Raw genomic sequence first — 24,893 nt, forward strand, 5'->3', positions numbered from 1 at the left:
ATGGCATCGAAGTCACGTTTAGGTAAGGGGCTCGGTGCGTTGTTCCCCGCACTTCCAGAAGATCCCAAGGCGGCGAAGTCTGCCGAAAAGGCAGAGGAGAACAAGCCTGAGACAAAGCAGAAGACCACCGCAAAAGGCAATGTTTTACGTGAAACATCGAAGACCGGCAAGACTTCCAAGTCTGATGAGGCCAAGTCTGCGACCAAGAAGACCACGGTGAAGTCGAATGTTTCACGTGAAACATCGAAGGTTACTGAGTCAAAGAAGCAGGGCGCCAAGGGCAATGTTTCACGTGAAACATCCCATGGAAAGGGTAAGAAGAGGAAGTCAATGCCCTCATTCGAGGGGATTGCCGGCCCCAGTGACGTCTTCTTTGGCGGAGCTCTTGACAATTCCTCAGCCAAGCATAGCGCCGAGCAGAGCAAACGTAGCGGTAATAAGGTAACAGTTACGCGAAGCGCGAGTGATGCCGGGCTGGCAGCCAACGATCAAGGTCTGAAGTCGGTCCAAGGCGGCTATCTCACCGAACTGCACCTCGACCAGATAGGACCGAACGTACACCAGCCCCGTAGCATCTTCGATGAGGACGAACTCAGTGAGCTGGCTGCTTCCCTGAAGGAAGTGGGCGTACTGCAGCCGGTCGTGGTGCGCAAGCGACCCAAGAACCAGAAGCTGGAGCCAAGCGCGCTGACGATTGTCGGCAAGAACGTGCAGCAGAAGCAGCAGGGCTTCGACAGTGAATACGAGCTGATCATGGGGGAGCGTCGTTGGCGTGCTGCCCATCTCGCCGGCCTTGAGACGATCCCCGCCATCGTGAAGACGACCGCGGACGATGAGATGCTCAGGGACGCATTGCTCGAGAATCTGCACCGTGTGGCCTTGAATCCGCTTGAAGAGGCCGCCGCCTACCAGCAGATGATGGACGATTTCGGCCTGACCCAGGAGCAGCTCTCGCATTCGGTCTCGAAGTCACGCCCGCAGATCGCGAATGTGCTCCGATTGCTGAACCTGCCGCCGTCGGTGCAGAAGAAAGTGGCTGCGGGAGTGCTTTCGGCTGGCCATGCCAGGGCTTTGCTGGGGCTTTCGTCTCCCGAGGAGATGGACAAGCTCGCCAACCGCATCATCGCCGAGGGGCTCTCCGTGCGCAGCACCGAGGAAATCGTGGCGATGAAGTCGATGGAAGACGGGGAGAAGGGGCAGCGCAAGGACCGCAAGAAGTCGAATCCTTGGAGCGAGTCACCGATCCAACGCAACTTGGAGAACCGTTTCGATACCAAGGTGGCCATCAAGGGCAACAAGAAGCACGGCCGGATTGAAATCGTGTTCTCGTCACCCGAGGACATGGACCGTATCCTTGGCCTGCTGATGCCCGGCAAAGGCGATAAGAAGGAGTCCGGCTGGGTGTGAGTCGTTGAAGGCACGGGAATATACTGACTAAGCGCTGGTATCAGCCGATTCTGTTCGGCGGATGCCGTGTGATTATCACGTGTTACACCTTAGGTGGCTTGATAATTCGCAGCCATTGCAACAGGTGGGTGGCACAATCGCCAAGGGTTGTGCCACCCACCTGTGTGTCTGCGACATGGGGATGAAGCTCGTCTGGGAGCGCAAGTAGGTGTTCACGAAAGAACCGTCCAAGAAAAGTATGGCCCGACAATGCGTGTGGAGCTTTTTCGCTCCGGTACAAGAGACCTTTTTGCTATTTTGGTTTGAACTGATTGATGTTTCTCTGAGACAGCTGCCGTGAGAGTGTCACGTGACGTAGTAATCAGCCAATAAGGGTTATAGGCCAAAAAGTGTTGTTTATGATCGTGGTTTGGCTTTGCGGAAGTAAGGGTTTCATGCTGTTCTTTTTCTTCCAGGGAAAGCCGGGGCGCCGTCGTGCCTATTCTCGGAGTATAGGGACGAGGTCAAAGCGGCGGGACGGTGTCCTCAATGCTCGTGAAGCCGCTTGGCAAGCGTTGCCCTACTTTATCGGCAATCAGAATGGCAGGATACCAGCATTCGGAGTTCGCGGTCATAAAACTAAAATGGTGATTCTAAAACAACACTTCTTGGCCTATAATCCGCCAATAACCACGGAGACATGAAAGGGTGGCACCATCATCAAAGATGGCGCCACCCATTCGGTTTCGGTCGACGTGTCTAGCCGGCAAGCAGCTGGCTCAGGCCGATCAGTGACCGTCGATCAACCCAAGCTCACTGAAGCGAGTTGAGGTAGTCCTGGGCGTCGAGGGCCGCACGGCAGCCCATGCCGGCCGCCGAGATGGCCTGGCGGTAGACGCTGTCGACCACGTCGCCGGCGGCGAAGACCCCGGGCACCGAAGTGCGCGTGGAGGCGCCATCCACCTGGATGTAGCCCTGGGCGTCGAGGTCGAGCGCGCCGTCGAGGAACGCGGTGGTGGGAGTGTGGCCGATGGCGACGAATACGCCGTTGGCTGGCACCTCGCTGGTCTCACCGGTCTTCACGTTCTTGACGATGACGGAAGTGGCACTGCCGTCCTCGCCCTTGACCTCGGTGACCACGGAGCTCTTGAGGAACGAGATCTTCTCGTTGGCCTCGGCGCGGTCGACCATGATCTTCGAGGCGCGGAATTCGTCGCGACGGTGGATGATGGTGACGGACGTGCCGAACCGGGTGAGGAACTCGGCATCGGTGAACGCGCTGTCGCCGCCGCCGACGACCACGATCGGCTTGCCACGGAAGAAGAAGCCGTCGCAGGTGGCGCAGTAGGAGACGCCCTTGCCGGAGTATTCCTTCTCGCCGGGCACGTCGAGCTTGCGGAAGTCCGAGCCGGTGGTCACCACGATCGCACGGGCGCGCAGCACGTCGCCCTGGTCGCAGGTGACGGTCTTGACCGAGCCGCTTTCCTTGCCGAAATCGACGGACACCACGTCGTCCCACACGATTTCCGCGCCGAACTTCTCGGCCTGCTTCTGCATGCTCTCCATGAGGTCGGGGCCCATCACGCCGTCGGGGAAGCCGGGGTAGTTCTCGACCTCGGTGGTGTTGACGAGCTGGCCGCCGGGCGTGATGGCGCCGGCGATGACGGTCGGGTGGTACCCGGCGCGGCCGAGGTAGATCGCCGCCGTGTAGCCCGCGGGGCCCGAACCGATGATGATGACGTCTTTCACGTCGCTGTTCTGCTGAGTTTGCTCTTGTACCATGCGTCCACCATAACATCAGGAGCGGCGGTCTGAGCTTTGGGCGCAACGGGAATACGCGCATCGTTGCGCGAAGTGACGGATAGACATTCGAAAGCCGAGTGCATGGGTTCATTCGATGGTTGTAGAGCCATCATCTTGTAGAGCTACCTTGTGGATGAATCTTGTGGACGCGTGGATATGCCTGATGGCTGGTCTTCTGGATGTGTGTGCATTTGGACATTCGCGCATCGAGTTGCGTCGGTATGGCGCACACACTAACTCGAGATACGAAAAAAGAGTGGCTGAATTCCGCAGTTCCGTTTTTGATTCTCGAGTTAGTGTGTGCGAGAATGCCTAATCATCGGCATGTATCCAAGCCAAGTCAAGCGCCTAGCTCGGCTACTCCGTGCGAAGTTGTCTCGTCCGTGCCCGACGGCGCAGCAGCGATACTCGAACCGGTCTTGTCTACTGCTGCACCGCCACGTAATTCGACATCTGATGCAGGATCGGTATGTTCTGCGCCGCCCACGGGAACGCCCACTGGAAGAGCGCCAGCGCCGCCACCGCTATCAGCAGAAGCACGAGCAGCACCCTCAGCGGCTTGATGCCGGGCTGCAGCCGGGTGAGCCCGCCGTAGATGCTGGGTTCGGGCTTCTTGTGCTCGCCGAGGCGGATCGCCTTGCGCAACGGCCAGCGCCACACGATGGCGGCTGCGATGAACAGCACGAGGTAGATGACCAGCAGCGCGACGATCAGCGGAATCAGCGAGCTGAGCTTCGCCACCGGCGAGGTCTTGCCGTTGTTGATGAACTGTACCTTGCCGTTTGCGCCCTGCTTCGCCAGCTCCTGCGGGATGCCGTCGGAGACCTTGGCCCAGTACTTGAGCTTGCCGTAGCTGATCCAGCGATGGGTGGGGGTGGAGTACTTCGGCTCGCAGGTGGTCAGGGTGATGAGCCGTTGCGTCGGCGCTGCGGACGGGTTCTGCGGGTTCGGCGCGATCACGCGCACCTGGTCCGGGGTCACGACCTCGTAGCTGGTGTACTGGTAGACATACCAATAATCCTTCGTGCGCACGATGATGGTGTCGCCGGCCTTGGCGTCGAGCTTGTCGACGTCGCCGAACGGCTGCCCGTAGCCGTTGCGGTGGCCCGCGACCGCGAAGTTGCCGACCTGCCCGGGCATCTGCGACTGCGTGTAGTGGCCGACGCCGTGCTCGTTGAGCTGGGGCATGTCGGTGCCCTCCACGATGTTGCGCTGCCACTGGTTGCCGAAGCGCGGGATGTAGATCTGGGCGATGAGGTCGCCCGACGAGGCCTGCCTCGGCTGGACGGGAGGCGCGCCGTTCTGCGCGGGCGCCACCTTGGTGCCATGCTTCGCGCTGCTCGGGTCGCTCCAACCCACCGACTGCCGCTGCTCGATCTGGTTGTGCTCGGACTCCACGCCCGTCCACCACATCTGCCACACCACGTAGAGCGCGCAGATGGCGGCGAGGGTGAAGAGCAGCTCGGCCACGATGCCCAGCGCCTTCCAGAACGCGGAATGCTTGGTGGCGGGGACGTCGTTGCCGTCCGTGGGGCGGTAATCGCTGTGGGAAGAATATATGGAGTGGCCCGGTTCGTCGGCGCTCGCGTCCATCGTCATCGTGGCAGTCGCGGCTTGGCCCTGCTGGTTCGACGTGGACTGTGCTTGAGATTCCCTGGACGCCCTGGCGGCCACACCGGCCTGGCTGTGCTGGCCATGGCGGCCATGCCGCTGTCCCGAACGCCCTGAAGGCCCCGAAGGCTGGCCGAGCAATCCCGCCTGCCCGAGCATGTCGTCCTGGTCGGGTTCGTCGCCCGCGTCGAACTGGTCGAAGGCGTTCCCGAGGTCCGGTGACTCATCGAAGCCATCGCCCCGACCGGCACTCTGCCCGGCACCTGCGGCGCTCGCGGAACCGAAGCCCGTGGACCCTGAGGCCCCAACGAATCCGAAGTCTGCGGAATCCCCGGCACCTGCGGAACCGGCGGAACCCGCGCCCTCGGGCCCCATGCCGTCGTTGTCGCCGTAACTCATAACATCGCTCCTCAACCCCTGCCCGCGGGCATGGTTAGTTCTTGTCCTCGTTCTTGTTCACGTTGGCATATCGCAACGTCTGCAGCAACGCGGCCTCGGGAAAACGCAGGTTGTCCTTGTCTTCTACCTTCCAGCCTAAACCAAAGGCGCTCACATATTCCTGATAGGTCTGAATTGCTTTCGAATTATTCAAAGCGTCGCGCATCTGCTCGGATGGCCCGATCGCGGAGACCGTGTACGGCGGGGAATATTGCTTGCCCTGCAGCATCAGCACGTTGCCCTTGCAGATGATCGCGGAATTGTAGAGCACCCGCTGGTCCTGGATCATCATGGCCTCGGCGCCACCGTGCCACAGGGCGTTGACCACGGCCTCGATGTCCTGCTGGTGGATCACGTAATCGTTGATGTTGGAGGCCGAGCCGGAGCTGTTGACCATGTGGTCCCAGAGCGGCGAATCGTTGAGCGTCACCGAGATGCCGGGCCCCTGCAGCGCGGGCAGCACCGTGCCAGAACCCGCGTCCTCGCTCGCGTTGCCCTTCTTGCTGGCGTTGCTGTCGGTGATCTTGTTGAGGTCGTTGATCTGTGTGCCCAGCGACTTGACCTGCCCCTGCAGCTTGTTGACTTGGCCGACGCGCTGCTGCACGAGTTCGGCGGTGTCGGAAGTGACGGCGGCGGTCTTGTTGACGCGCAGGTTGGTCATCAGCAGGAACCCGGAGAGCGCGACGATGACGAACACGGCCACGCCACCCAGGCGCGAGCGCTTCGCCTTGTGTCTTCCGGTATGTTCTGCTGCCATGATTACCAATGATATCTCTGATCGGTCCATCCTTATTCGGATGGATGTTCTTTGGTTTCGAGTGCATCCACTACTATATCTATTAGCCTATTGAATATTGAATGGAGACTACGCTTATGGCTGACGAAGAGCTGGACAAGGACACCGCCGCTGCCGCGGACGCGACCGAATCTTCCGAATCCGCGCAGGCAGTGGAGAAGGACGCCCAGCCTGACGCGCAGGTCGAGGACAAGAAGGCGGACGAGGGCGACGCCGAGGCCGAGGAAGCCGAGAAGGTCGCCGAGGTCGCCATCGACGAGGACGTTGATGAGGATGAGTCTGACGAGGAAGACTCCGAGGATGATGACGCGGACGAAGACTCCGACGATGACGACGACGAGGATTCGGACGACAGCGACGACGACGCTGATGATGACGATGACGACGATGATGATGACGACGACCTGGATCTGCCCATGGATAAGATCGAGGCGCTACTCGACGTCAGCAACACCGACAAGAAGGACATGACCCCGCAGATGCGCCGCGTGGCCCAGCGACAGGTGGAGACCACCAAGCGCGTCGAAGAGACGATCAAGAAGACCAAGGCCAACCCCGGCTGGTTCGTGCCGCTTTTCTGCTTCTTCATGATCCTCGGGCTGGCGTGGGCCGTGGTCTACTACCTCACCGCCAAGTACCCGATCCCCGGCATCGGCGCGTGGAACCTGCTGATCGCCTTCTGCATCGTGATGGTCGGCTTCTTCATGACCATGTGGTGGCGGTAGGGCCTGCCGAAGGCTGAGGTGCCCGGCATCTGTTCCGTCCCGCTCGGTGAGCGGTACGGTTCGTGATGGGCGTTGAGGCCGAATCTTTTGTGGCGTGTGTCTGGCGATTGATTCGCCGGGCACGCGTTTTGCGTTTCGGCGCCTGTGAGTTCGTCCCCTTTCGTTTTCCAGTGATATAGGCCAGATTGTGTGTCTGTCGGCCTTGGTTTCTAGTCGGTCTGGTTGGGGTATCAGGTCGGGGTGTGGAATTCGTTTCAGTCGATGCCGATGCCATATGTCTCGGGTGAGCCCAGGGGCCGCGCCGCGCCTTCGGGCGAATGTTCCCAGGCCTGTTCGTTGAGTTCCCCGATCCGCTTGTCGGTGATGCGATGGGCGGCGGGGCACACGATATCGGCAGTGTTGGCCGATGGCGCGACGCCGATGAAGGTGACGGAGCCGGCGGGGCTCGCATGCGTGCATGTAAGAGTTTGACGGCCTGCCGACGTTGAACGTTTACCGAGTTATCCACAGGCTTCCGGGATATATGGTGGATAGTTGTGCATAAGTACGGAGTTATTCACTATGACGTGGATAATTCCTTGTTCGGAGTGAATAACTGGGTATCCACATTATCCACAGTGGCAAACCGTTGAAAAATAAGGGTTTCTGAATAATGGTGTGGATAAGTTGCAGAGTTTTCCCCAACGAAACCACGGGTTATACCCAAGTTATCCACAAACTTTTCCACAGTTGTGGAAAACTACATGCGTGTAATTTCCTCCACCTGGTCACAACTCCTTCACGTGTGGCGCCGAGAGTGGGAAAGCGGATGGAAGGGGCTGTGCCATATGGGTTGAGGGGTTTCGGCGATCGGCCGGGATCGCCGGATGGTCTCCGGGCGGCGGTCGTACCGCATGTATGGCACTCCATCGTAATGAGTGAAGGATGGAAAGTATACGATATGGGAGCTTATATATGGCATTTTATGCAATAAATTAGGTGAATTTTCTAAAATGTTGTGCATAATGAAATGAATTTCGGAGTTTCGTGTCAAAAAGTACGACATTCTTACTACTATGGATGTCACGTAGTAAAACGTTGGTCGACGACCAGCAACAAAGGGAGATAACTATGAAGATCGGAAAAGGGCTGCGCGACGTCGCGGGCATCATCCTCTCCGCATCGATGATGCTTGCGCTCGGCGTGGCCGGCGCGGGCACCGCGAACGCGGATGACGCGAACGTGACCACCACCGTCAGCGACGGCGAAATCGAAATTACGGGCGCGCCTGCGGACCACACCTTCGCCGCGGTCAAGATCGCCAGCTACGACATGGCGACCGCGACCGATGACACCGCGAACGGCAAGATTACGGGCATTTCGTTGACCACTGTCGACGCTTCCACCGTGGCCGCCGCGGTCACCGCCGCCAACGGCGGCACCGCGCCCACCGGCGACTACGACGCCAGCAACCCCATGAACTGGGTGGCGAACAACTGGATGAACAGCAGCGGCGCGCCGTACGCTGGCACCCTGCGCACCTTCGTCGAGAAGCTGACGCCGAACCTGACCTTTGGCGCTGGAACCGCACTGGATGCCAGCAACAAGCTCACCAATCTGGCCGAGGGTGTCTACGTGATCAAGGACACCACCGCTCTGGCCGCCAACGCCAAGGATACGAATTCGATCCCGATGCTGGTCGGCACCACCGTCGGCCCGAACAAGCTGACGGATTTCAACGCCAGCACCGCGAAGGTCGGCCAGATCGCCATGAAGGCCGTCTCGCCGACGCTAACCAAGGAAGTCAAGACACTCAACACCACCGAGGTCACCAGCGATGCGGACTGGAAGAACGCCGCCATCGGTTCGAACTTCGGTTTCGAGATCACGACCCATGTGCCGATGACTACCAATTTCGATCATTTCACGTTCAACGTCGTGGATACCCCGTCGAGTGGCTTCGAGTATCAGGCGAGCCCGGCGCCCGTGGTGACTATCGGTGGTGTGGAACAGAACGTAGGCACGGACTACAGCATTGACACGACCGGTGACAAGCTCACCTTCAAGTTCCTCACTATTCGCGACAAGGATTACAACGCCGAGATCAAGATCGACTACACCATGAAGCTGACCAAGTCTGGTTCGCAGAACAACTCCGCGGTGATTGACTATTCCAACGATTCCGGCAACCAGCCCACGAGCGACGGCGGTACCGATGGATCTCATGGCACGACCGATCCCGTCAGCATCTCGCTGGCTTCCTACACCATCAAGCTGAAGAACGAGCTCAAGGCCGACGGATCCGCTCTGGCCGGCGCGACCTTCAGCGTCGAGGATACGAAGTTCTCCAACCACTCGCAGTCCAATGACTACGATGTCGATCCCGACGGCACCGAAACGCTTACAGCGGATACCGATGGCACGCTCACCATGTACGGCTTCAAGACCGGCACCTACAAGTTCACGCAGCTGACTTCTGGCAAGAAGGGCGGCACCGCGATTCCGCAGGTCGTGCGGCCGACCTTCACCGTGAAAATCGAGAACAGCACCACCGCCGGCCAGACGAAGTTCACCCTGACTCCCGACGTGTGGGGCCTCGTCGGCTTTTCTGCCTCTCCGACTGGCATAAAAACTGAGACGACCCAGGACACCACGTCGACCGAAGCCGACATCACCGTGCAGTCCGTGACCTCCGTCGCGCAGCTGCCTCTGACCGGTGGCGCGGGCGTCATCCTGCTGGCGGCCCTCATCGTGATCTCCGGTAGCGTCGCCGCCGGCACTGCGGTGCTGCGTCGTCGCAACGCGATGGCCCGCTAGGCCTGATGTAGCACAACGCTCCGGCGCGTCCCCGTGACGGGCCGGGCAGCAACATCGAAATGAAGGCGGTCAAATTCGGATACGATTCGGGTTTGGCCGCCTTCGTATGCGGCAAACGAACGCATCGCGCGGCCCGGGCGACGCCGATGGATGATAGGTTGGATGAATGAAGCGTGGAAAGCCAGGCGAGACCCGAGAGGCCCGCATGCATGCCGGCAACGATTTCCTGAAGGACCTGCCCTTCGGCGAGGCCGCCCGCTCGACCGTGAGCAGGAAGCAATACCGGACCCGTGTGCTCATCGAGGCGATCCACGATTTCTTCGTGTTGCTCACCGTCGCGCTGATCCTCTTCGCCCCTATCACCTGGGCCATCAACGCCCAGCGCGAGGCACGCGCCTCCATCGAGGCCTCCGAGGAGATGAACCGGTGGCCGCAGGGGCAGACGGTGCAGAAATACCACGACGCCCAGGCCTACAACCGAAAGATCGCGGCCTCGGGGCAGTATTCGCTCGGTGAGGTGAACGACCCGTATTCGCCGGGCGGCGACAAGGACTCCGGCTCGCGCAAGGACGCCGAATACCAAGCCCTGCTCGGCAACACCGACGGCGTGCTCGGCACCATCCGCGTGCCCAAGGTCTCTATTCGCCTGCCCATCTACCACGGCACCGCCAAGGACACGCTCGCCGTGGGCGCCGGCCACCTCTACGGCACGAGCCTGCCGGTGGGCGGCAAATCAACCAACGCCGTCATCACCGGCCATCGTGGCCTGCCCAACGCGATGATGTTCACCCGGCTCGACGAGCTGAAGATCGGTGACTACTTCTACATCCAGACCCTCGGGCGCACCATGGGCTACAAGGTGAAGGCCATCAACGTGATCAATCCCTCCGACACGCATCTCTATAAGGTGGTGCCCGGGCGTGACCTGGTCACCCTGATGACCTGCACACCCTACGGTGTCAACACGCAGCGGCTTGTCATCACCGGCGAGCGGGGCAAGATCCCACAGCAGGTGCCCGAGATGGACAACGAGAAGGACGCCGCGCTGCTGGGAGTCATCACCATGGCGGTGGTGCTCATGCTCGGGCTGGTTGGCGTGCTCTCGCGCAACTACCGCGTGCTCGTGCCGCAGCCTTGGCACTATGATGGCACGCCGGTCTCGGCGAGCAAGCTCTTCCCGCGCAAGACCGACAATCGCGGGTTGCCGCCGATCGGACTGCTGCCGCTGGGGCGTACGCGGCCGCCGGCCAGGCCGAAGCGCACGGGCCACAAGCCGCGCAGCTACTGATTGCCGACGCGGACGACGTGATTGATGATGAGGCCGGGATTGCTACGAAGTTGAGTAATCCCGGCCTTGTAGCGTCGCCAGGAATATGTTGACGGTTTTTCTCTGGCGGTCTGATTGGTGGTTATGGCCACCATAGGACTGGTATGTGGCTTTGATGATGTGCGGAGACGAACAGGTACTTGAAGTCGAATGACTCCGTGCTACGAGCGATCTCCACTGGGCAAGTGACCGATGGTGGTGGACGAGCAGGTACGCGGAAACGACGAAGGGCAGTGACGCTCACATCGTGCCATTGATGGCGATGCTCGCGTCACTGCCCCTCGGTCTTAAGGACGGAACTGGCTGGCGTTACTGCCCGCCGGTACTACCGCCCTCACTTGAGCTCGGAGCCTGCGTGGCCAGGGTGATCGTGCTGCCCTTGTCGACCTGCTGGCCGGGGCCCGGGCTCATCGACGTCACCTTCGCGTTGTTGGCGTTCGGGCCGTTGACGCTGACCTGGAAGCCGGCGGCCTGCAGCAGCGCCCGCGCCTCGCCCAGCGACATCGTGCCGTCGGTGGTGATGTTGGGCACCTGCACCTGCTCCTTGCCACGGGAGATGTAGACGGTGACCGAGGAACGCTGGGCCACCGAGGAGCCGGCGCCCGGGTCGGTGCGCGTGGCCGTGTCCTTCGGGGCGTTGGCGTACTCGGACTCCACCACCACGGAGAGGCCCGCGGAACTGAGCGTCTTGACTGCGGCGTCCTTCTGCTGGCCGGTGACGTCGGGCACCTTGGTCATGCCCGAGGAGACGTAGAGCATCAGCGTGGTGCCCTTGTCGGCCGGCTGCCCGGCGGCCGGATCGGTGCGCGTGACGTGGTCCTTGACCACATCCGGGCTGTCCTCGGTCTGGGTGGCCGGCGAGACCTTGAACCCGGCCGATTTGAGGATGTCCTTGGCCTGCGCCTGCGTCTTGCCCTTCACGTTCGGCACCTGCCGGCTCTCGGGCCCGGCCGAGAACCAGACGATCACGGTCGACCCCTTGACGGCCTTGGCGCCGCCCTTCGGGGTCTGGCGGGTGAAGGTGCCCTTCGGCTTGCTGGAATCGGTGTCCTGCTCCACCTTCATCTTCAGCCCCACGCTGCTCAGCTGCTCGCGCGCGCGTGCCTGCGTGGTGGTGGAGGTGAAGGTCGGCACCGTGACGCTCTGCGGCTTGCGCATGTGGGTGATGCCGAAGACGATGCCCGCGATCGCGAGCACGGCGACGATGCCGCCGATGACCGAGGCGATGATGATTTTCTTCTTCTTGCGCTCGCGCTCCTCGGCCGCACGCTCGGTGCGGGTCTTGAGCGCGGTGCCGGCGCCCTGCGCGGCCGGCTGATAGGCGCCGGTGAGCGGGTCGAAGGCCTGGGTGGCGGTGGTCTCCACGGGGTTCATCGCCTCGGTGGCGGCCTCCTGCTCGGCCTGCTTGCGCTCCTTCATGTTGGCGAGGTCGGTGAGCGGGTTGAACGCCGCCGCCACCGGGATGCCGCCGTTCATGTAGGTGAGGATGTCGTTGCGGAACTCCGCGGCCGTCGCGTAGCGGTTCTGGCGGTCCTTGGCCATCGACTTGCCGCAGATCTGATCCCACATCTTGGGCAGGCCGGGCACGATGGTGCTGGGCGGGGTGGCCACCTCGGAGACGTGCTGGTAGGCGATCGCCACGGCCGAATCGCCGGTGAAGGGCGCGCGGCCGGTGAGCATTTCGTAGAGCACGCAGCCGGCCGAGTAGAGGTCGGATCGCATGTCGACGGTCTCGCCGCGCGCCTGCTCCGGGGAGAGATACTGCGCGGTGCCGACCACGCCCTGCGACTGGGTCATCGTGGCCACGGAGTCGTCGAGCGCGCGGGCGATGCCGAAGTCCATCACCTTGACCATGCCCTGCTCGCTGATCATGATGTTGCCGGGCTTGATGTCGCGGTGGATGATGCCCATGCGGTGCGAATAGTCCAGGGCGTTGAGGACGCCGAGCATCACCTGTTCGGTGTCGCGCTGGCTCAGCGGGCCGTTGGCCTTGATGATGTCGCGCAGGGTCTGGCCCTTGACGTACTCCATCACCAGGTAGGGCACGCGTTCGCTGCTGCCGTCGTCGTTGGTGATGGTCTCCTCGCCGGAGTCATAGATGTTGACGATGTTGACGTTGTTCATCTGCGCCACGGAGTGGGCCTCGCGGCGGAAGCGGCGCAGGAAGATCTCGTCGTTGGCCAGGTCGGAGCGCATGATCTTGACGGCGACCACGCGTCCCAGGCGTGTGTCCTGCGCGACGTGGACCTCCGCCATGCCGCCCCTGCCGATCAGACGGCCAAGCTGATAGCGGCCGTCCGCGAGTGCCGCTGGCATATTGGTGCTCATTGCTCCTCCTCTTGGTTCTCTGGTGAAGTGCTGTCCTCCGGCGCCGCGCCTGTGGCGGGTTCGCCGGGTTGTTGCTCGGATTGTGCGGGTTGGCCAGATTGTGCGTCAGGTCGCCTATCTGGTTGCGCGCCGGTTGCGCCGGGTGGCCCGGCCGTGGTGCTGGCGCCGAGTGTCGGCGTGGGCGGAAGGTCGATGTCCTTGATGGCCTGCAGCGTCTCCGAAAGCTGGTGCATCGCGGCCTTGGCGGCCGGCGAGTAGTCGCCGGAGTCGGCGCTGGCGTCGGTTGCGCTGTCGGTATCGTTACTGGTATCGGTCATGCTTGGACCGAGTGTATCCTCGTTCGATATCGTTTCGCCGGACGTGCCCACAGTGTGGGGCTCGAAGGACCGTGGCGTGGCGGAGTTGGCGCTCGCGGCCGCACCGTTGGTATCGGTGCCGTTCGCATACGCGTCGTCCGCACCATCCGTACTGATGCCCAGACCGTCCGCATGCACTTCGGTGTCGTCGTCGAGGTCGCTCGTAGGGCCGTCGTCGGCATCGGATCCGGGTTCGACGGACGCGGGCGTGGCCGCTTCCGGAGGCTGGACATCGCCGGCGGCGTGGCTCTGGATGCTGCGGGGCTGCTCACCGGCCATATCGTCGGCCATATCGTCGGCCATATCGTCGGCATGGATGTAATCGTCCTGGCCGTAACCTGTCTGCCCGTTATCCGCAACCGGCGCATCAACGCCATCCACATCGTCCGCGGAACCCAGGAAGCCCTCGCCGTCAGCGCCATCGGTGGGAAGCGACGGCGGCAGCACCGAAGAAGTCCCGCTTCCAGCGACGCCATCGAGCGTGTAGGGGGCGCTGACCACGCGGCGTGCGATGCGCCCGTCGCGCCTGATCATGATCGGGTCGTTGAGCGCGGCCTGCTGGTCCATGAGCCGGCGTTCGATGCGCGAAAGCGTGCGGGAGACCACCAGCGCGTCCTTCGGGCGGTCGAGCGGGTCCTTGGCGAGCATCGACATCACGAACTCGTTGAGCTGCACGTCGACGGTGTCGGGCAGCGGCGGCACGGCCTCGTTGACATGCGCGGCGGCGATATCGACGGGCGTGGCCCCGGTGAACGGACGGTGGCCGCACAGCCCTTCGTAGGCCACCACGCCCAGCGAGTAGATGTCGGACTGCGGGGTGGCCTGCTTGCCCTGCGCCTGCTCCGGCGAAATGTATTGGGCGGTGCCCACCACCATGCCGTCCTGCGTGATCTGGGCCTGGTTGGTGGAATAGGAGACGCCGAAATCGGTGATCTTCACCTCGTCGTCCTCGGAGACCATGATGTTGGCCGGCTTCACGTCGCGGTGGATGACCCCGTGCGAATGCGCCACGTAGAGCCCGCGCGCCACCTGCACCAGGATGGGCAGCAGCTCCAGCGGGTCCATCGCGCCCTCGCGGCGGTAGAGGTCCGCCAGGGAGTCGCTCGGCACGTACTCCATGATGAGGAAGCCGATGCCGTCATGCTCGTAGTAGTCGAAGAGCGCGGCGATATTGGGATGGGCGAGATTGGCAGAATTGTGCGCCTCCATACGCAGCCGGCGCAGCTTCGCCTCCACGTCCTTGGCGTCCCCTCGCAGCGCCTTGATGGCCACGACCTTGTTGAGCTGGATGTCGTAGCCTTTCCAGACCTCGCCCATCCCGCCTTGCGCGAGGCGGCGGTCGAGCCGGTAGCGGCTGTGAATCAATTGACCTTCGACGAGCCTCATTTGCCCAGTGCCTCCTCCATCATCGCTTTCATGATCGGGCCGGCCGCGTAGCTGCCGAGCACGTCCGTGTTGTGCACCACCACCGCCACGGCGATCTGCGGGTTGTCCGCGGGCGCGAAGCCGATCACCCAGCCGTCGATGCTCGAGTTGCCCACACCGATCTGCGCGGTGCCGGTCTTGGCCGCCACCTGCGTGCCGTTGATGGCCAGGTTGGCGTTCTCCTTGGTGACCACGGCCCTCATCATCTCGTTGAGCTTGCCGGCGGTGTCTCGGCTCATCGGCGTGCTCATCACGGTGGGCATGGTCTTCGAGATCACCGACAGGTCGCTGGAACGCACGCGGTCGACCAGCGTCGGCTTCATCAGCACGCCGTTGTTGGCGATCGAGGCGGCGATCATCGCGTTCTGCAGCGGGGTCTCCTGGGTGTCGCCCTGGCCGATGGAGGCCAGCGCGAGCTTGTCGGGAGCCGCGTCGGTGGGGAACTTCGACGACATCGCCTGCATCGGGCTGCCGGTGCTTTCCGAGCCGTCGATCTTCACCGGGGAGTCGAAGCCGAACTTCTTGGCCTGGTCCTCGATGGCCTTGCTGCCCAGCGAGACGCCCAGCTGCGCGAAGGCGGTGTTGGACGAATAGGCCAATGCGTCCTCGAAGGATATCTTGCCGTCAACGCCGTTGGCCTGGCCCTCCACATTGGTCAGCTGCGTGGCCGTGTTGGGCAGCGTGTAGCTGGCGCCGGCGGGGATCTGGGTGTCGGGCTGGTAGTTGCCGGATTCGAGCGCGGCCGCGGCCACCACCGTCTTGAAGGTGGACCCGGGCGGGTAGAGCTGCGAGACGGTGCGGTTGAGCATGGGGTTCGAGTCCTCGCTGGTGAGCTGCGCGTACTCCTGGTTGACCTGCTTGCTGTCGTGGCCGGCCAGGGAGGAGGGGTCGTAGCTCGGCGTGGAGACCATCGCGAGGATGCGGCCGGTCTTGGGCTCGATGGCCACGGCCGCCGCGTCGCGCCCGGCGAGCTGGTTGTAGGTGGTGGCCTGCAGCTTCGGATCGATGGAGGTCTCGATGGAGGCGCCCTTGTTCTCGCTGCCGGTGAAGACCGACTTGAACTTCTGCCACGCCAGCTGGTTGGATTCGCCGGTGAGCAGCTTGTTGCGCGAGGCCTCGATGCCGCGGTCGGCGCGCTGGCTCACCGAGAAGTAGCCGGTCACCGGCGCGTAGAGCTTGCCGTCGCCGTAGGAACGCTGGTATTCGAAGGGGTCGTTGATCGGCTCGGACTTGGCCAGCACGGTGCCGTCGGCGGCGAGGATCGAGCCGCGCGGGGCGCCCACCTCGTGGTAGAGGCTGCGGCGGTTGCGCGGGTCGGAGTTGAGCGCGTTGGCGCGGATCGCGGTGATCGCGGTGCTCGAAAGGCCCAGGACGGTGAAGAGGACGACCACGGCCGTGAAGAGCTGACGAAGGTACTTGTTCATCGTGCGCCTCCCTGTGCCGTGTTTCGTGAGCTGTTGCCGGTGCCGATGCCAAGGGTAGCGGAGACGTTGCCCGCCGGGGCGCCGGATGCGCTGCCGGAGGCATTGCGCTGGGCGGCGTTCGAGGCGGTGCGGGGCGCGGCCGGAACGGTCGACGTTGGCGCCGGAGCCGGTGGCTGGGAGGCCATGGCCGGGAACGCGCTGGTGGCCTGCTCGGGTTCGGCCGCGGCTGGAACGGTGGTGTTGTTGGCGTGGCTGGAGTCACGTTCCTGGCTGGCATTGTTGCCATGGCTGGCCGGGCGCCTCGGATGGGTGAGGCCGGCCAGCCATCCCGACTTGGCGTTCGTGGCGCTATGGCGTCCGCGCGAGGGACGGCGGTCCTGGCGCGGGTCCGCAGCCCGACCTGCGTTGGCACTGTTTTCATTGCCTTCGTCGCCTTCGCCGTTGCCGTTATCGCTGGACGAGGTGCGCAGGGCCCGGGGCGTGCGGTGTGCGGCGTTGGCCTCCTCGCGCTGCCGGGTGGCCTCGCGGTTGTTGATGGCGACCATGGCCTGGTACTGCATCGTGGTGGAGAGCTCGTCATCCGGCTCCGGCTTGTTGGCCGAGTTCGAGATGACGATGAGCAGCGCGGCGAGGATATAGTTCGCCAACAGCGACGAGCCGCCGGCGGCCATATAGGGCATGGTCAGGCCGGTCATGGGGATGACCAGCGTGATGCCGCCGACCACCGTGAACACCTGGAAGGCCATGGTGAAGGCCAGGCCCGAGGCGAGCAGCTTGCCGAAGCCGTCCTTGATCTTCATGGCCGTGACGATGCCGGAGGTGATGATGATCAGGTAGAGCCCGAGGATGGCCAGCAGGCCGGTGAGCCCCAGTTCCTCGCCGAGCGAGGCGTAGATGAAGTCGGAGTTGGCCAGCGGGGTGAGCCCGGGATGGCCCTGGCCGAGGCCCGTGCCCAGCAGGCCGCCCGCGGCGAGGCCGAAGAGACCGGTGACCAGCTGGTAGGAGCTGCCGGCGGAACGGTTGTAGACGCTCGGATCGAAGGGGTGCAGCCAGCCGTCGACGCGGTAGCCGACGTGGGCGAAGACCTTCACCGACACCACCGCGGCCAGCGCGAAGGCGATGCCGCCGATGATCAGCCAGCTGCCGCGCCCGGTGGCCACGTAGAGCATCGAGACGAACATCGCGAAGAACATCAGCGAGGTGCCGAGGTCATGCTGGATCACCAGCACGCCGATCGAGGCGAACCAGACGATGATGATGGGGCCGAGGTCCCTGATGCGGGGCAGCTGCAGGCCGAGGACCTTCTTGCCGCCCACCGCCAGCTGGTCGCGGTGGTCGAAGAGGTAGGCCGCGAAGAAGAAGGCGAGGAAGAGCTTGGCGAACTCGCCGGGCTGCAGGGTGTGCGAGCCGAAGCCGATCCAGATGCGCGCCCCGCCGATCTCCTTGCCCAGGCCCGGGATCATGGGGGAGAGCAGCAGCAGGATGCCCACCACCATGCTCACGTACGAGAAGCGGCGCAGCACGCGGTAGTCGCGCAGGGCGACGATGAGCGCGCAGGTGAGCAGCAGCGCGATGCACACCCACACCAGCTGGCGGAAGGCCACCGAGGTGTGGTCGGCGTAATCGATGCGCGCGATCATCATCGTGCCGATGGCCGTCAGCAGCAGCACGCACGGCAGGATGCCCTGGCTGGCGTAGGGCTGGAACTTGAGCAGCAAGCCCCACAGCACGATGAACAGCGCGGCCACCACCGTGAGGATGGCGACGAAGCGCGGCGGCACGGTGCTGTAGACGCGCTCGAACATCTGGAAGAACGCGATGCCCGCCAACACGATGGCGAGCAGGAGCAGGGAGAGCTGGCGAAGGTGCTTGGCGATCATTGGCTCGCCGCCTTCGGGTCGGCGCCAAAGGTCGCGTTGCCGGAATCAGCGGAGGTGCCGGAGTCGCCGGCCTTGCCTTGGTCGCTTTGGCTGTCTGGTTTGCTCGACTTGCTCTGGCCCGCGGGCTGGTCCTTGGGCGCGGTCTTGGCGTCGCTGTTGCCATCGTCTTTCGCGCGGGCGTCGGCGGTCCAGGGCAGCGGGGCGCTCTTGCCCTTGGAGGTCTTGAGGTTGCGGGCCTCCTTGCGGATCATGCGCACATGGCTGTGGGCGTCGTCGAGCGAATCGACGGTGATGCCCTGGTCGAGCGCGTCGTCCCAGGACTGGGGCAGCTGCGAGCTGCTGATGTCCGTCGTCTCGATCTCGTGGGAGAGCCGCGCGCCGAAGAAGTTGGTGTTGACGCCCTGGTAGATCGCCACCTTGCCCTGGCTCTTGCCGAGATAGTACTTGGTCTGGCTCCACCGGTAGGCCCCGGCGCCGCCGCCGAGCACCGCCACGACCACGACCACGGCGGCGATGATGATGGCGAGGCGCCAATGGGAATGGCGCTTGCGGGACTTCTGCTTGGCGCGCAGGCGCTTCTTGCGGATCACGCGCGCGACCTCGGGGTCGTTCGGATCGGCGGAAAGGCGGCCGTCCTTCTTCTTGACCACCGGGATCTCGCCGGTGTCCATGTTGGCCTTGGTGTCGTTCTCGTCGCGCACGGCGGCCGGCTTGGCCACGTGGACCGGTTCGGTGGGAGCTGCGGCGACTTCGGCGGCCGCCTCCGAGATGCCGGGCTGCGACGGCGAGACGGATGCGGCGTCGGTTTGTGCGGCGGTGTTGGCCTCGGTATCGGCGGTTCCGGCCGAATCGTCGCCGAGGTCGCCGGCATCCGCGTCCGGGTCGGCGCCCGAAGCGGCAGGAGAGCTGGCGGCGGGACCATGCGAGAGCGCGGCCGCACGTAGGGCCGGGGACTGCTTGCCGAGCCTCAGCGCCGGGGCCGAGGCGACCGGGACCTTGACGATGTCGGCGATGGCCTCGAGGTTCGAGCTCGCCGCCCCGCCGATCAGCGGGGTCTGGTGGGGGACGTCGAAACCGGTGGCGCTCAGGGCCAGGATGGCGTCGGCCACCACCGCCGTGACGTTGTCGGTGCTGCCGGCCTTCAGTGACATGGCCACCAGGCGCTGGGCGCATTCCTCGGAATCCGAGACAGTCGCGAGCACGTCCTCGATGGTCGTGTCCTCGAGCACGCCGCACAGGCCATCGGAGCAGAGCAGCCAGCGGTCGGTGGGCTCGGCCTTGATCACCGCGATATCGGGGTGCGGGTCGATGTCGAAATCGCCGAGCACGCGCATCACCACGTTGCGCTGCGGATGGTTGCGGGCCTCGGCCTCGGTGATGCGGCCGGTGTCGATGAGGTGCTGGACGTAGCTGTGGTCCTGGGTCATACGGCGCAGTTTGCCGTCGCGCAGCAGGTAGGCGCGCGAATCGCCGATATGGGTGACGACCCAGTGGCCCGCGACCAGCGAGACCGCGGTGACCGTGGTGCCCATGCCTGCCAGGCTGCGCTCGCGCTTGGCCTTGCCCACGATCGCGTCGTGCGCGGCCATGACGCTGGTCTCCATCATCGATGCGACGGAGGCCACGTCGGCGCTCGGGTCGTTCTGCTCGATGTGCGAAAGCGAGCGGATGGCGATGGTGGAGGCCGTGTCGCCGCCCGCGTGGCCGCCCATGCCGTCGCAGATGGCGATGAGGCGCTCGCCGGCGAAGGATGAGTCCTGGTTGTTGCTGCGCACCGTGCCCACGTCGGAGACGGTGGTGGAGTAAAGGTAGAGCGGCTGCGCCTCGCAGGGGGCGCCGGCGGCTGGGTCATCGGGCCGGGCCGGGCCGTCGAAGTCCACAGCCGGCTGCTCGGCGGTCTTGGTGACGCTGGGTGCGTCGGAAGTTTTGTCGGCGTCGGGAGCCTCGGATTTGCCGGAAGTGCCGGAAGCCTTTGTGGCCCTAGTCCTCTCAGCGGTCTCGCCGGTCTCATTGGTCTCGGAATCGTTGTGGCGCGAGGCATCGGCATGCCTGAGGTCCTCGGCCGAAGGAGGCGGAGGCGTCATGGTGCCCGATGCGTTTTCGCCGTGCTGGTCGCCTTGACCGTTCTGGTAGCCGTCGCCGCGGCCGGCGCCATGCCCGGAACCCGTCGCCGCGCTGGCGCTGGAGGCGGCGAGGTCGGAAAGGTCTTGGGAAGTCCTGGGATCGTGGGGATCTGAAGTCGTGATTCGCGAGGTTCCTTTCATGCGGATCATCTCAATTCGAACGTCGTGGCGCCGATGCGGACCGGCACCCTGGCCTGCAGGATGACCGGGGCGGTGATGCGACGGTGATTGACGATGGTGCCGTTGGTGCTGCCGAGATCCTCGATCGCCCACGAGCCGGACGTCGGATCCTCATAGACGCGGGCGTGCTGCGAAGAGACGAATTCGTCGTCAAGCACCACGGTGTTCGACGACGAGCGGCCAAGGGTGATCGTGCCGTTGCCCAGCGGCACCGACGAGCCGGCGAGCGGACCGTCGATGATGGTCAGCAGCGTCGGATTGACGTGGCCCAGCTGCGGACCTCCCATTTGCGAACCCGCACCGCGCCGCCGGCCACCTGCCGAGACGGGCGCGTTGGCCATCGCGGGCGCGGGCGCTGCCTCGACGGCGCGACGTGCCTTACGGGCGCTTTTGCGGTGCGCGCGGGACTTGTGCGGGCTCAGGGTCTTGACGTCCTGGCGCAGGGAACGCACCACGAGCCACACGAAGACCCACAGCAGCACGAGGAACCCGTACTTGAGGATCGCAAAGGTAAGTTCGGTGATCATACGATGTGTTGGCTTTCGCGAGAGCCGCTACTCCTGATCCTGCGACGAGGCCCAATACAGGATGCGGGTGCGGCCGATGGTGATCGTGTTGCCGTCGAGCAGCGTGGCGGCGGGGACCTGGTGCCCCTCCACGTAGGTGCCGTTGGTGGAGCCGAGGTCGCGTGCGATGGTGCCGTTGGCGGTGATGTCGATTTCGAGGTGGTTGCGCGAGATGCCCGGGTCGTCGATGACGATGTCGCAGCCGGAGCCGCGGCCGACGACGGTCTTCTCCTTGGTCAGCAGGTACTGGTTGCCGTTGATCTCGAGCATCGGGCAATCCTGCGACTGCTCGTCGGTGGTCACCGGCACGGCGTTGCCCTGCACGGACTCGCTGGTGAGCTTGAAGTTGCCCTTGCTCAGGCCCAGGTCCTCCTCGAAGATGACGACGACGGGGCCCACGAACGCGTAGTGCTGGCTCTTGGCGTACTGCGTGAGATTGTCGGCGAGCTCGTTGGCCAGGGTCTCGCTGCCCCACTGCTCGATGCGGTCGAAGTCGGGAGTGCTCAGCTTGAAGCGGTATTCGTTGGGGGCGACGGTTCGCTCACGCCCCACGGGCATGGCCTCCGAATCGATCTCGCGTTCGAGCGCGCTGGAGAGGTCGACCGGCTGCAGGTCTTTTGAGCCGAACTTCGAGAAGACGCCGTTCACGGCTCCTTCCAGGTTCTTTTCGAAACGGTCGAGAACGCTCATAGTAGCCCCTTTCTTATCGCTCACTATCCTACGCGGCACAGTGAACCCGGGGTGAAATCGGTCTAAATCCGTGCAATTTCTTCATTGTGGTGTGATTGCGGGGTGATTGTGGGGTGGGAATCGAAAAACTCGCACACACTAACTCGACAATTAAAAAACGACCCCAATGTTTCCAAGGGGTCGTTTTTTATATCTCGAGTTAGTGTGTGCGCCCTCCTCACTTCACCAGGTAATAGACACGGCTCTCATCCGGTGCCATATTCATACGATAGGCCAGCTGATACAGATAAGGGCGGTCGGTTTTCGCCGGGATCGTTGGCGTATCTTCTGGGCCGAAGCAGGGGTTGGGGATTGTTGGTTTTCCGTCGGTGGTGTACCAGCCGGAGGTGTCGGAGTTTTTGAAGACGTACATCATATACACGGGCTTTTGCATCTCTGCGTCGATGGCGTCTCTACAGGTCTGTTCTCCCGTTCCCGCTGCACATCGATAATCGCTGTCGGGCCCATTGAGACTGAGATATGAGGAGTTGGGCACGGAGTTGCGTGCCTCGGCGCCTCCTATTTCCGTAGAGCCGGCGAGATGCAATTGGCTGTCTGGATGGTCCGACCCTCGCATTCCTGTCAGCATCCCCTTCTTATCGAGTTGGATGCAATCGCCGTCATCGGTACAGTATTTGCCGGCGATGATGGAGAAATCGCCCTTGTCGACCGCAGCGGTGATTTGGTCCGGACTGGCGTCGTTGGTTGGCTTGGATGAGTCTGAGCTCTTGCTGCTTTTTGTAAGCGTGAACTCGGGCAATCGGTTCCAGTCGAGCTGCGGTTGGTCGACGAGATAATAAGCGGTCTCGTCACTGGGCGCGGGCCTAGTGGGGACGGGTTTGCTGCCCTCGCTGTGCTCGCCGCCGTTCTCCGGGACGAATGGGTTGAGGGTGTTGAGACTCGGCACGTCGACCTTGGTGGTCTTGTAAAGGCTCTTGTCGCGACGGATGAAGAACGGGCGCGAGGTGTCGACGGCCTTCTGTTTCTTGGCTTTGTCGACGTAGGCCTTGTCGAAGTAACCGGAATCGACCACGCCCTTGACGTTCGAGCCGACGGGGAAGTAGACGTAATGGGTGCGCATTTCGTAGGACGCGCCGGACATCTTCGGGTCTAGATCGTAGGGATTCCTCTCGGTCAGTTGCCCACCCACGCAGATTCCCGTCGGATCCCAGCGGGCGACGGCGCTGGTGCCGCAGGTTATCTGGTTGATGCTCGAGTCCATCAGTTCGAAGGCCCCGTAGTCTTGGTAATAGAGCTCGTTGTTTGTGCCGTACTTGTCCTTGCGCGCTCGCGAGTTGCAGCCGGGGTCGCCGCCGTTGTGGCAGAAGAGCAAATCGTGGCCCAGACCAGTGGCGTCTGCGCTGTCGCTGTTTGTGCCCTCGGAGCTTTTCACCTGACTTGCGATGGGAAACCAAGGATCATTATCTGTTGAATCGGCGTAAGAGGAAGAAGACAAACTGACTGTCTCGTCCAGATTGATGCACGTGCCGGCCTTGGTGCAATATGTTCCGCCTACGGGAGCGGCTGTTGCATAAACGGAATAATTATCCTTGTCGCCTTGCACCGCCTTGTCCATACCGCTGGCGTCGATGCCGTAGAAAAGCATGAGGTCGCCGCCGGTGACCGGGCTGCCGGGTTTGGGCTGGGAATCCACGATTTTGTTGAGCATCTTCTTGGACGAGAAGCGCGGTGCCATCCAGACATGGAAACCTTTATCCGTGTACTGCTGCTTGGCCTGGTCCTTGTCTTGGCCCACGACGCTGTAATCGACGCCGTCGCCTGAAGTCGCGACGCCGACGTTGATGCCGGTTCCGGTGTCGGTGACTGCCTGCCCGTCCGAGGGATAAGTGGTGAGGACGGTGCCTTCCCTGGTCTTGCTCGTGTCGGTGATCACTTTGTGATAATGCACCGAAACGCCCATCGATTCGAGGCTGTTGGTCACGTTTTGCACGGGTTGGCCGCTGGTGCCGGCTGGCACGCCGGGGCCCCGCGAGGCGACGATGGTGATGGGGTTTCGTCGTGAGTTGTAGCGGGTGCCAGATCGCGCATGGTCGTAGTGGAGGAACGTGCCTTTGGGCTGGCCGGAGAAGGCCGGCTTGGTGGTGGTCTCGAAGCCCTGGTTGTGCAGTGACTGCTCCACGTCCTTGGCCGAGTAGGCATGGGTCTTCTTGGATTTGTGGATGCCGAGGCTGGACGGTGATGGCAGGGTCTTGCCACCCCAGAGCCCGGCTTTGTGGGTGCCGAAGGCGGTCAGACCCGCGACGAGCGCGACGGCGACGATGGCCGCGACGAGGAATATGAAGCGCTTCTTGGTGAGTTTTTGGGTCGCGGTCGCCGCGCTTGGCTGGCCTGATATGCGTGAGGTTGCGGTTGCGGTTGCCGGCGCTGCGGGGATGAACGCCGGCGCGTTGGTGGCGGCTGCGCTGGAGGTGGTATTGGCGGATGGGCTCGCGGTGGAGGATGGCGCTGACTGTGAGGATGGCTGGCCTGCGCTACCAGGTGATGGCAGCGCAGGCTGTGCGGTTGTTATGGATGACCGGTTTGCGAGACCGGGTGCGGGCTGTGGGACCGGAGGAATTGCGGGTGTTAGACGATGCGCTGTTTGTCCGTCGTCGGCGTGTACGCTCGCGTTTCCGGCGTTACCGGGCAGAGGAATCGGCGGAACGGTGCCTTGGTTGGCTTGCGCGTCTGTGGCGTTGGAGGCATTGCCGTTGGAGGCGGGCTGCGCGGCACCACAGGCCGTGCAGAACCGTGCGTCATCATCGAGCTTGTTGCCGCAGTTGGTGCAGAATCTCATGATCGCTCTTCCTCGCTTATTCTTCTCTCTTGGAGAGTCTCTAGGGCAAAACGTCGGTGAATCGCCGTCGATACTTTCCACATTACTGCATTACTGCTAGGTTAACTGGAACTTTCTCTGTATGTTGCCCAGTGGAAGGCTTCGTTGCCAGGTGATGGCATTCAATTTTCAGCGGCCGATCGGTGAATCGGCGGTTGGCGTGT

At 63.1% G+C, this 24,893-nt stretch carries 14 protein-coding genes and 1 pseudogene; 4 read left to right on the forward strand and 11 right to left on the reverse strand.

Features of this window, described 5'->3' with window-relative positions; translation table 11 throughout:
- The gene (locus tag PT282_RS00420) at window positions 1-1,407 is read left to right on the forward strand and encodes a ParB/RepB/Spo0J family partition protein (protein WP_277167620.1); all 1,407 of its coding nucleotides are present in this window, start codon (window positions 1-3) and stop codon (window positions 1,405-1,407) included.
- A gap of 792 nt (window positions 1,408-2,199) precedes the next feature.
- Here PT282_RS00420 and trxB read toward each other — a convergent pair.
- From trxB to PT282_RS00435, 3 genes are all read right to left on the reverse strand, one after another.
- Window positions 2,200-3,168 carry a thioredoxin-disulfide reductase gene (trxB, locus tag PT282_RS00425; protein ID WP_277167621.1) on the reverse strand — a complete coding sequence of 323 codons (969 nt, stop codon included), beginning with the start codon at window positions 3,166-3,168 and terminating at the stop codon, window positions 2,200-2,202.
- A 444-nt stretch (window positions 3,169-3,612) separates the two neighbouring features.
- The gene (locus PT282_RS00430) at window positions 3,613-4,788 is read right to left on the reverse strand and encodes a class E sortase (RefSeq protein ID WP_374114120.1); all 1,176 of its coding nucleotides are present in this window, start codon (window positions 4,786-4,788) and stop codon (window positions 3,613-3,615) included.
- A gap of 445 nt (window positions 4,789-5,233) precedes the next feature.
- Window positions 5,234-5,995 carry a DUF881 domain-containing protein gene (locus PT282_RS00435; RefSeq protein WP_277167623.1) on the reverse strand — a complete coding sequence of 254 codons (762 nt, stop codon included), beginning with the start codon at window positions 5,993-5,995 and terminating at the stop codon, window positions 5,234-5,236.
- A 290-nt stretch (window positions 5,996-6,285) separates the two neighbouring features.
- On the opposite strand from PT282_RS00435, the gene crgA reads away from it, so the two are divergent.
- The 3 genes from crgA (at window position 6,286) to PT282_RS00450 (ending at window position 10,843) form a co-directional block, all read left to right on the forward strand.
- Entirely contained in the window at window positions 6,286-6,759 is a 474-nt protein-coding gene (crgA, locus tag PT282_RS00440; protein ID WP_374114121.1) for a cell division protein CrgA, read from the forward strand.
- A 1,110-nt stretch (window positions 6,760-7,869) separates the two neighbouring features.
- Window positions 7,870-9,555 (forward strand): SpaA isopeptide-forming pilin-related protein, encoded by a 1,686-nt coding sequence (locus tag PT282_RS00445; protein WP_277167626.1) that lies wholly within the window; start codon window positions 7,870-7,872, stop codon window positions 9,553-9,555.
- Between the two features lie 166 nt (window positions 9,556-9,721).
- Window positions 9,722-10,843, forward strand: coding sequence for a class C sortase (locus PT282_RS00450; RefSeq protein WP_277167628.1), 1,122 nt, complete (start codon window positions 9,722-9,724; stop codon window positions 10,841-10,843).
- A gap of 348 nt (window positions 10,844-11,191) precedes the next feature.
- Here PT282_RS00450 and pknB read toward each other — a convergent pair whose 3' ends face one another.
- The 8 genes and pseudogenes from pknB to PT282_RS00490 form a co-directional block, all read right to left on the reverse strand.
- Window positions 11,192-13,210: a Stk1 family PASTA domain-containing Ser/Thr kinase gene (gene pknB, locus PT282_RS00455; protein ID WP_277167629.1), complete on the reverse strand. Its 2,019-nt coding sequence runs from the start codon at window positions 13,208-13,210 to the stop codon at window positions 11,192-11,194.
- Between the two features lie 839 nt (window positions 13,211-14,049).
- Window positions 14,050-14,952, reverse strand: a pseudogene (locus PT282_RS00460) (serine/threonine-protein kinase); the annotation flags it as partial.
- Complete coding sequence (locus tag PT282_RS00465) at window positions 14,949-16,415, reverse strand: penicillin-binding protein 2 (protein ID WP_277167631.1); 1,467 nt, start codon at window positions 16,413-16,415, stop codon at window positions 14,949-14,951. The pseudogene PT282_RS00460 and the gene PT282_RS00465, both read right to left, overlap by 4 nt.
- Window positions 16,412-18,295, reverse strand: a complete 1,884-nt coding sequence (locus tag PT282_RS00470) for an FtsW/RodA/SpoVE family cell cycle protein (protein WP_277167632.1) — start codon at window positions 18,293-18,295, stop codon at window positions 16,412-16,414. The genes PT282_RS00465 and PT282_RS00470 overlap by 4 nt, the downstream gene beginning before the upstream one ends.
- Window positions 18,292-20,175 (reverse strand): PP2C family serine/threonine-protein phosphatase, encoded by a 1,884-nt coding sequence (locus PT282_RS00475; RefSeq protein WP_374114122.1) that lies wholly within the window; start codon window positions 20,173-20,175, stop codon window positions 18,292-18,294. Before PT282_RS00475 ends, PT282_RS00470 begins: the two co-directional genes overlap by 4 nt.
- 389 nt (window positions 20,176-20,564) lie before the next feature.
- A complete protein-coding gene (locus PT282_RS00480) occupies window positions 20,565-21,125 on the reverse strand; it encodes an FHA domain-containing protein (protein ID WP_277167634.1) in 561 nt (186 codons plus the stop codon).
- 27 nt (window positions 21,126-21,152) lie between these two features.
- Window positions 21,153-21,854: a DUF3662 and FHA domain-containing protein gene (locus PT282_RS00485; RefSeq protein WP_277167635.1), complete on the reverse strand. Its 702-nt coding sequence runs from the start codon at window positions 21,852-21,854 to the stop codon at window positions 21,153-21,155.
- Between the two features lie 217 nt (window positions 21,855-22,071).
- Window positions 22,072-24,690, reverse strand: a complete 2,619-nt coding sequence (locus PT282_RS00490; RefSeq protein ID WP_277167636.1) for a zinc-ribbon domain-containing protein — start codon at window positions 24,688-24,690, stop codon at window positions 22,072-22,074.
- Window positions 24,691-24,893 lie beyond the last annotated feature (203 nt).

The sequence above is a fragment of the Bifidobacterium sp. ESL0763 genome, from assembly GCF_029433395.1.
Lineage (GTDB): Bacteria > Actinomycetota > Actinomycetes > Actinomycetales > Bifidobacteriaceae > Bifidobacterium.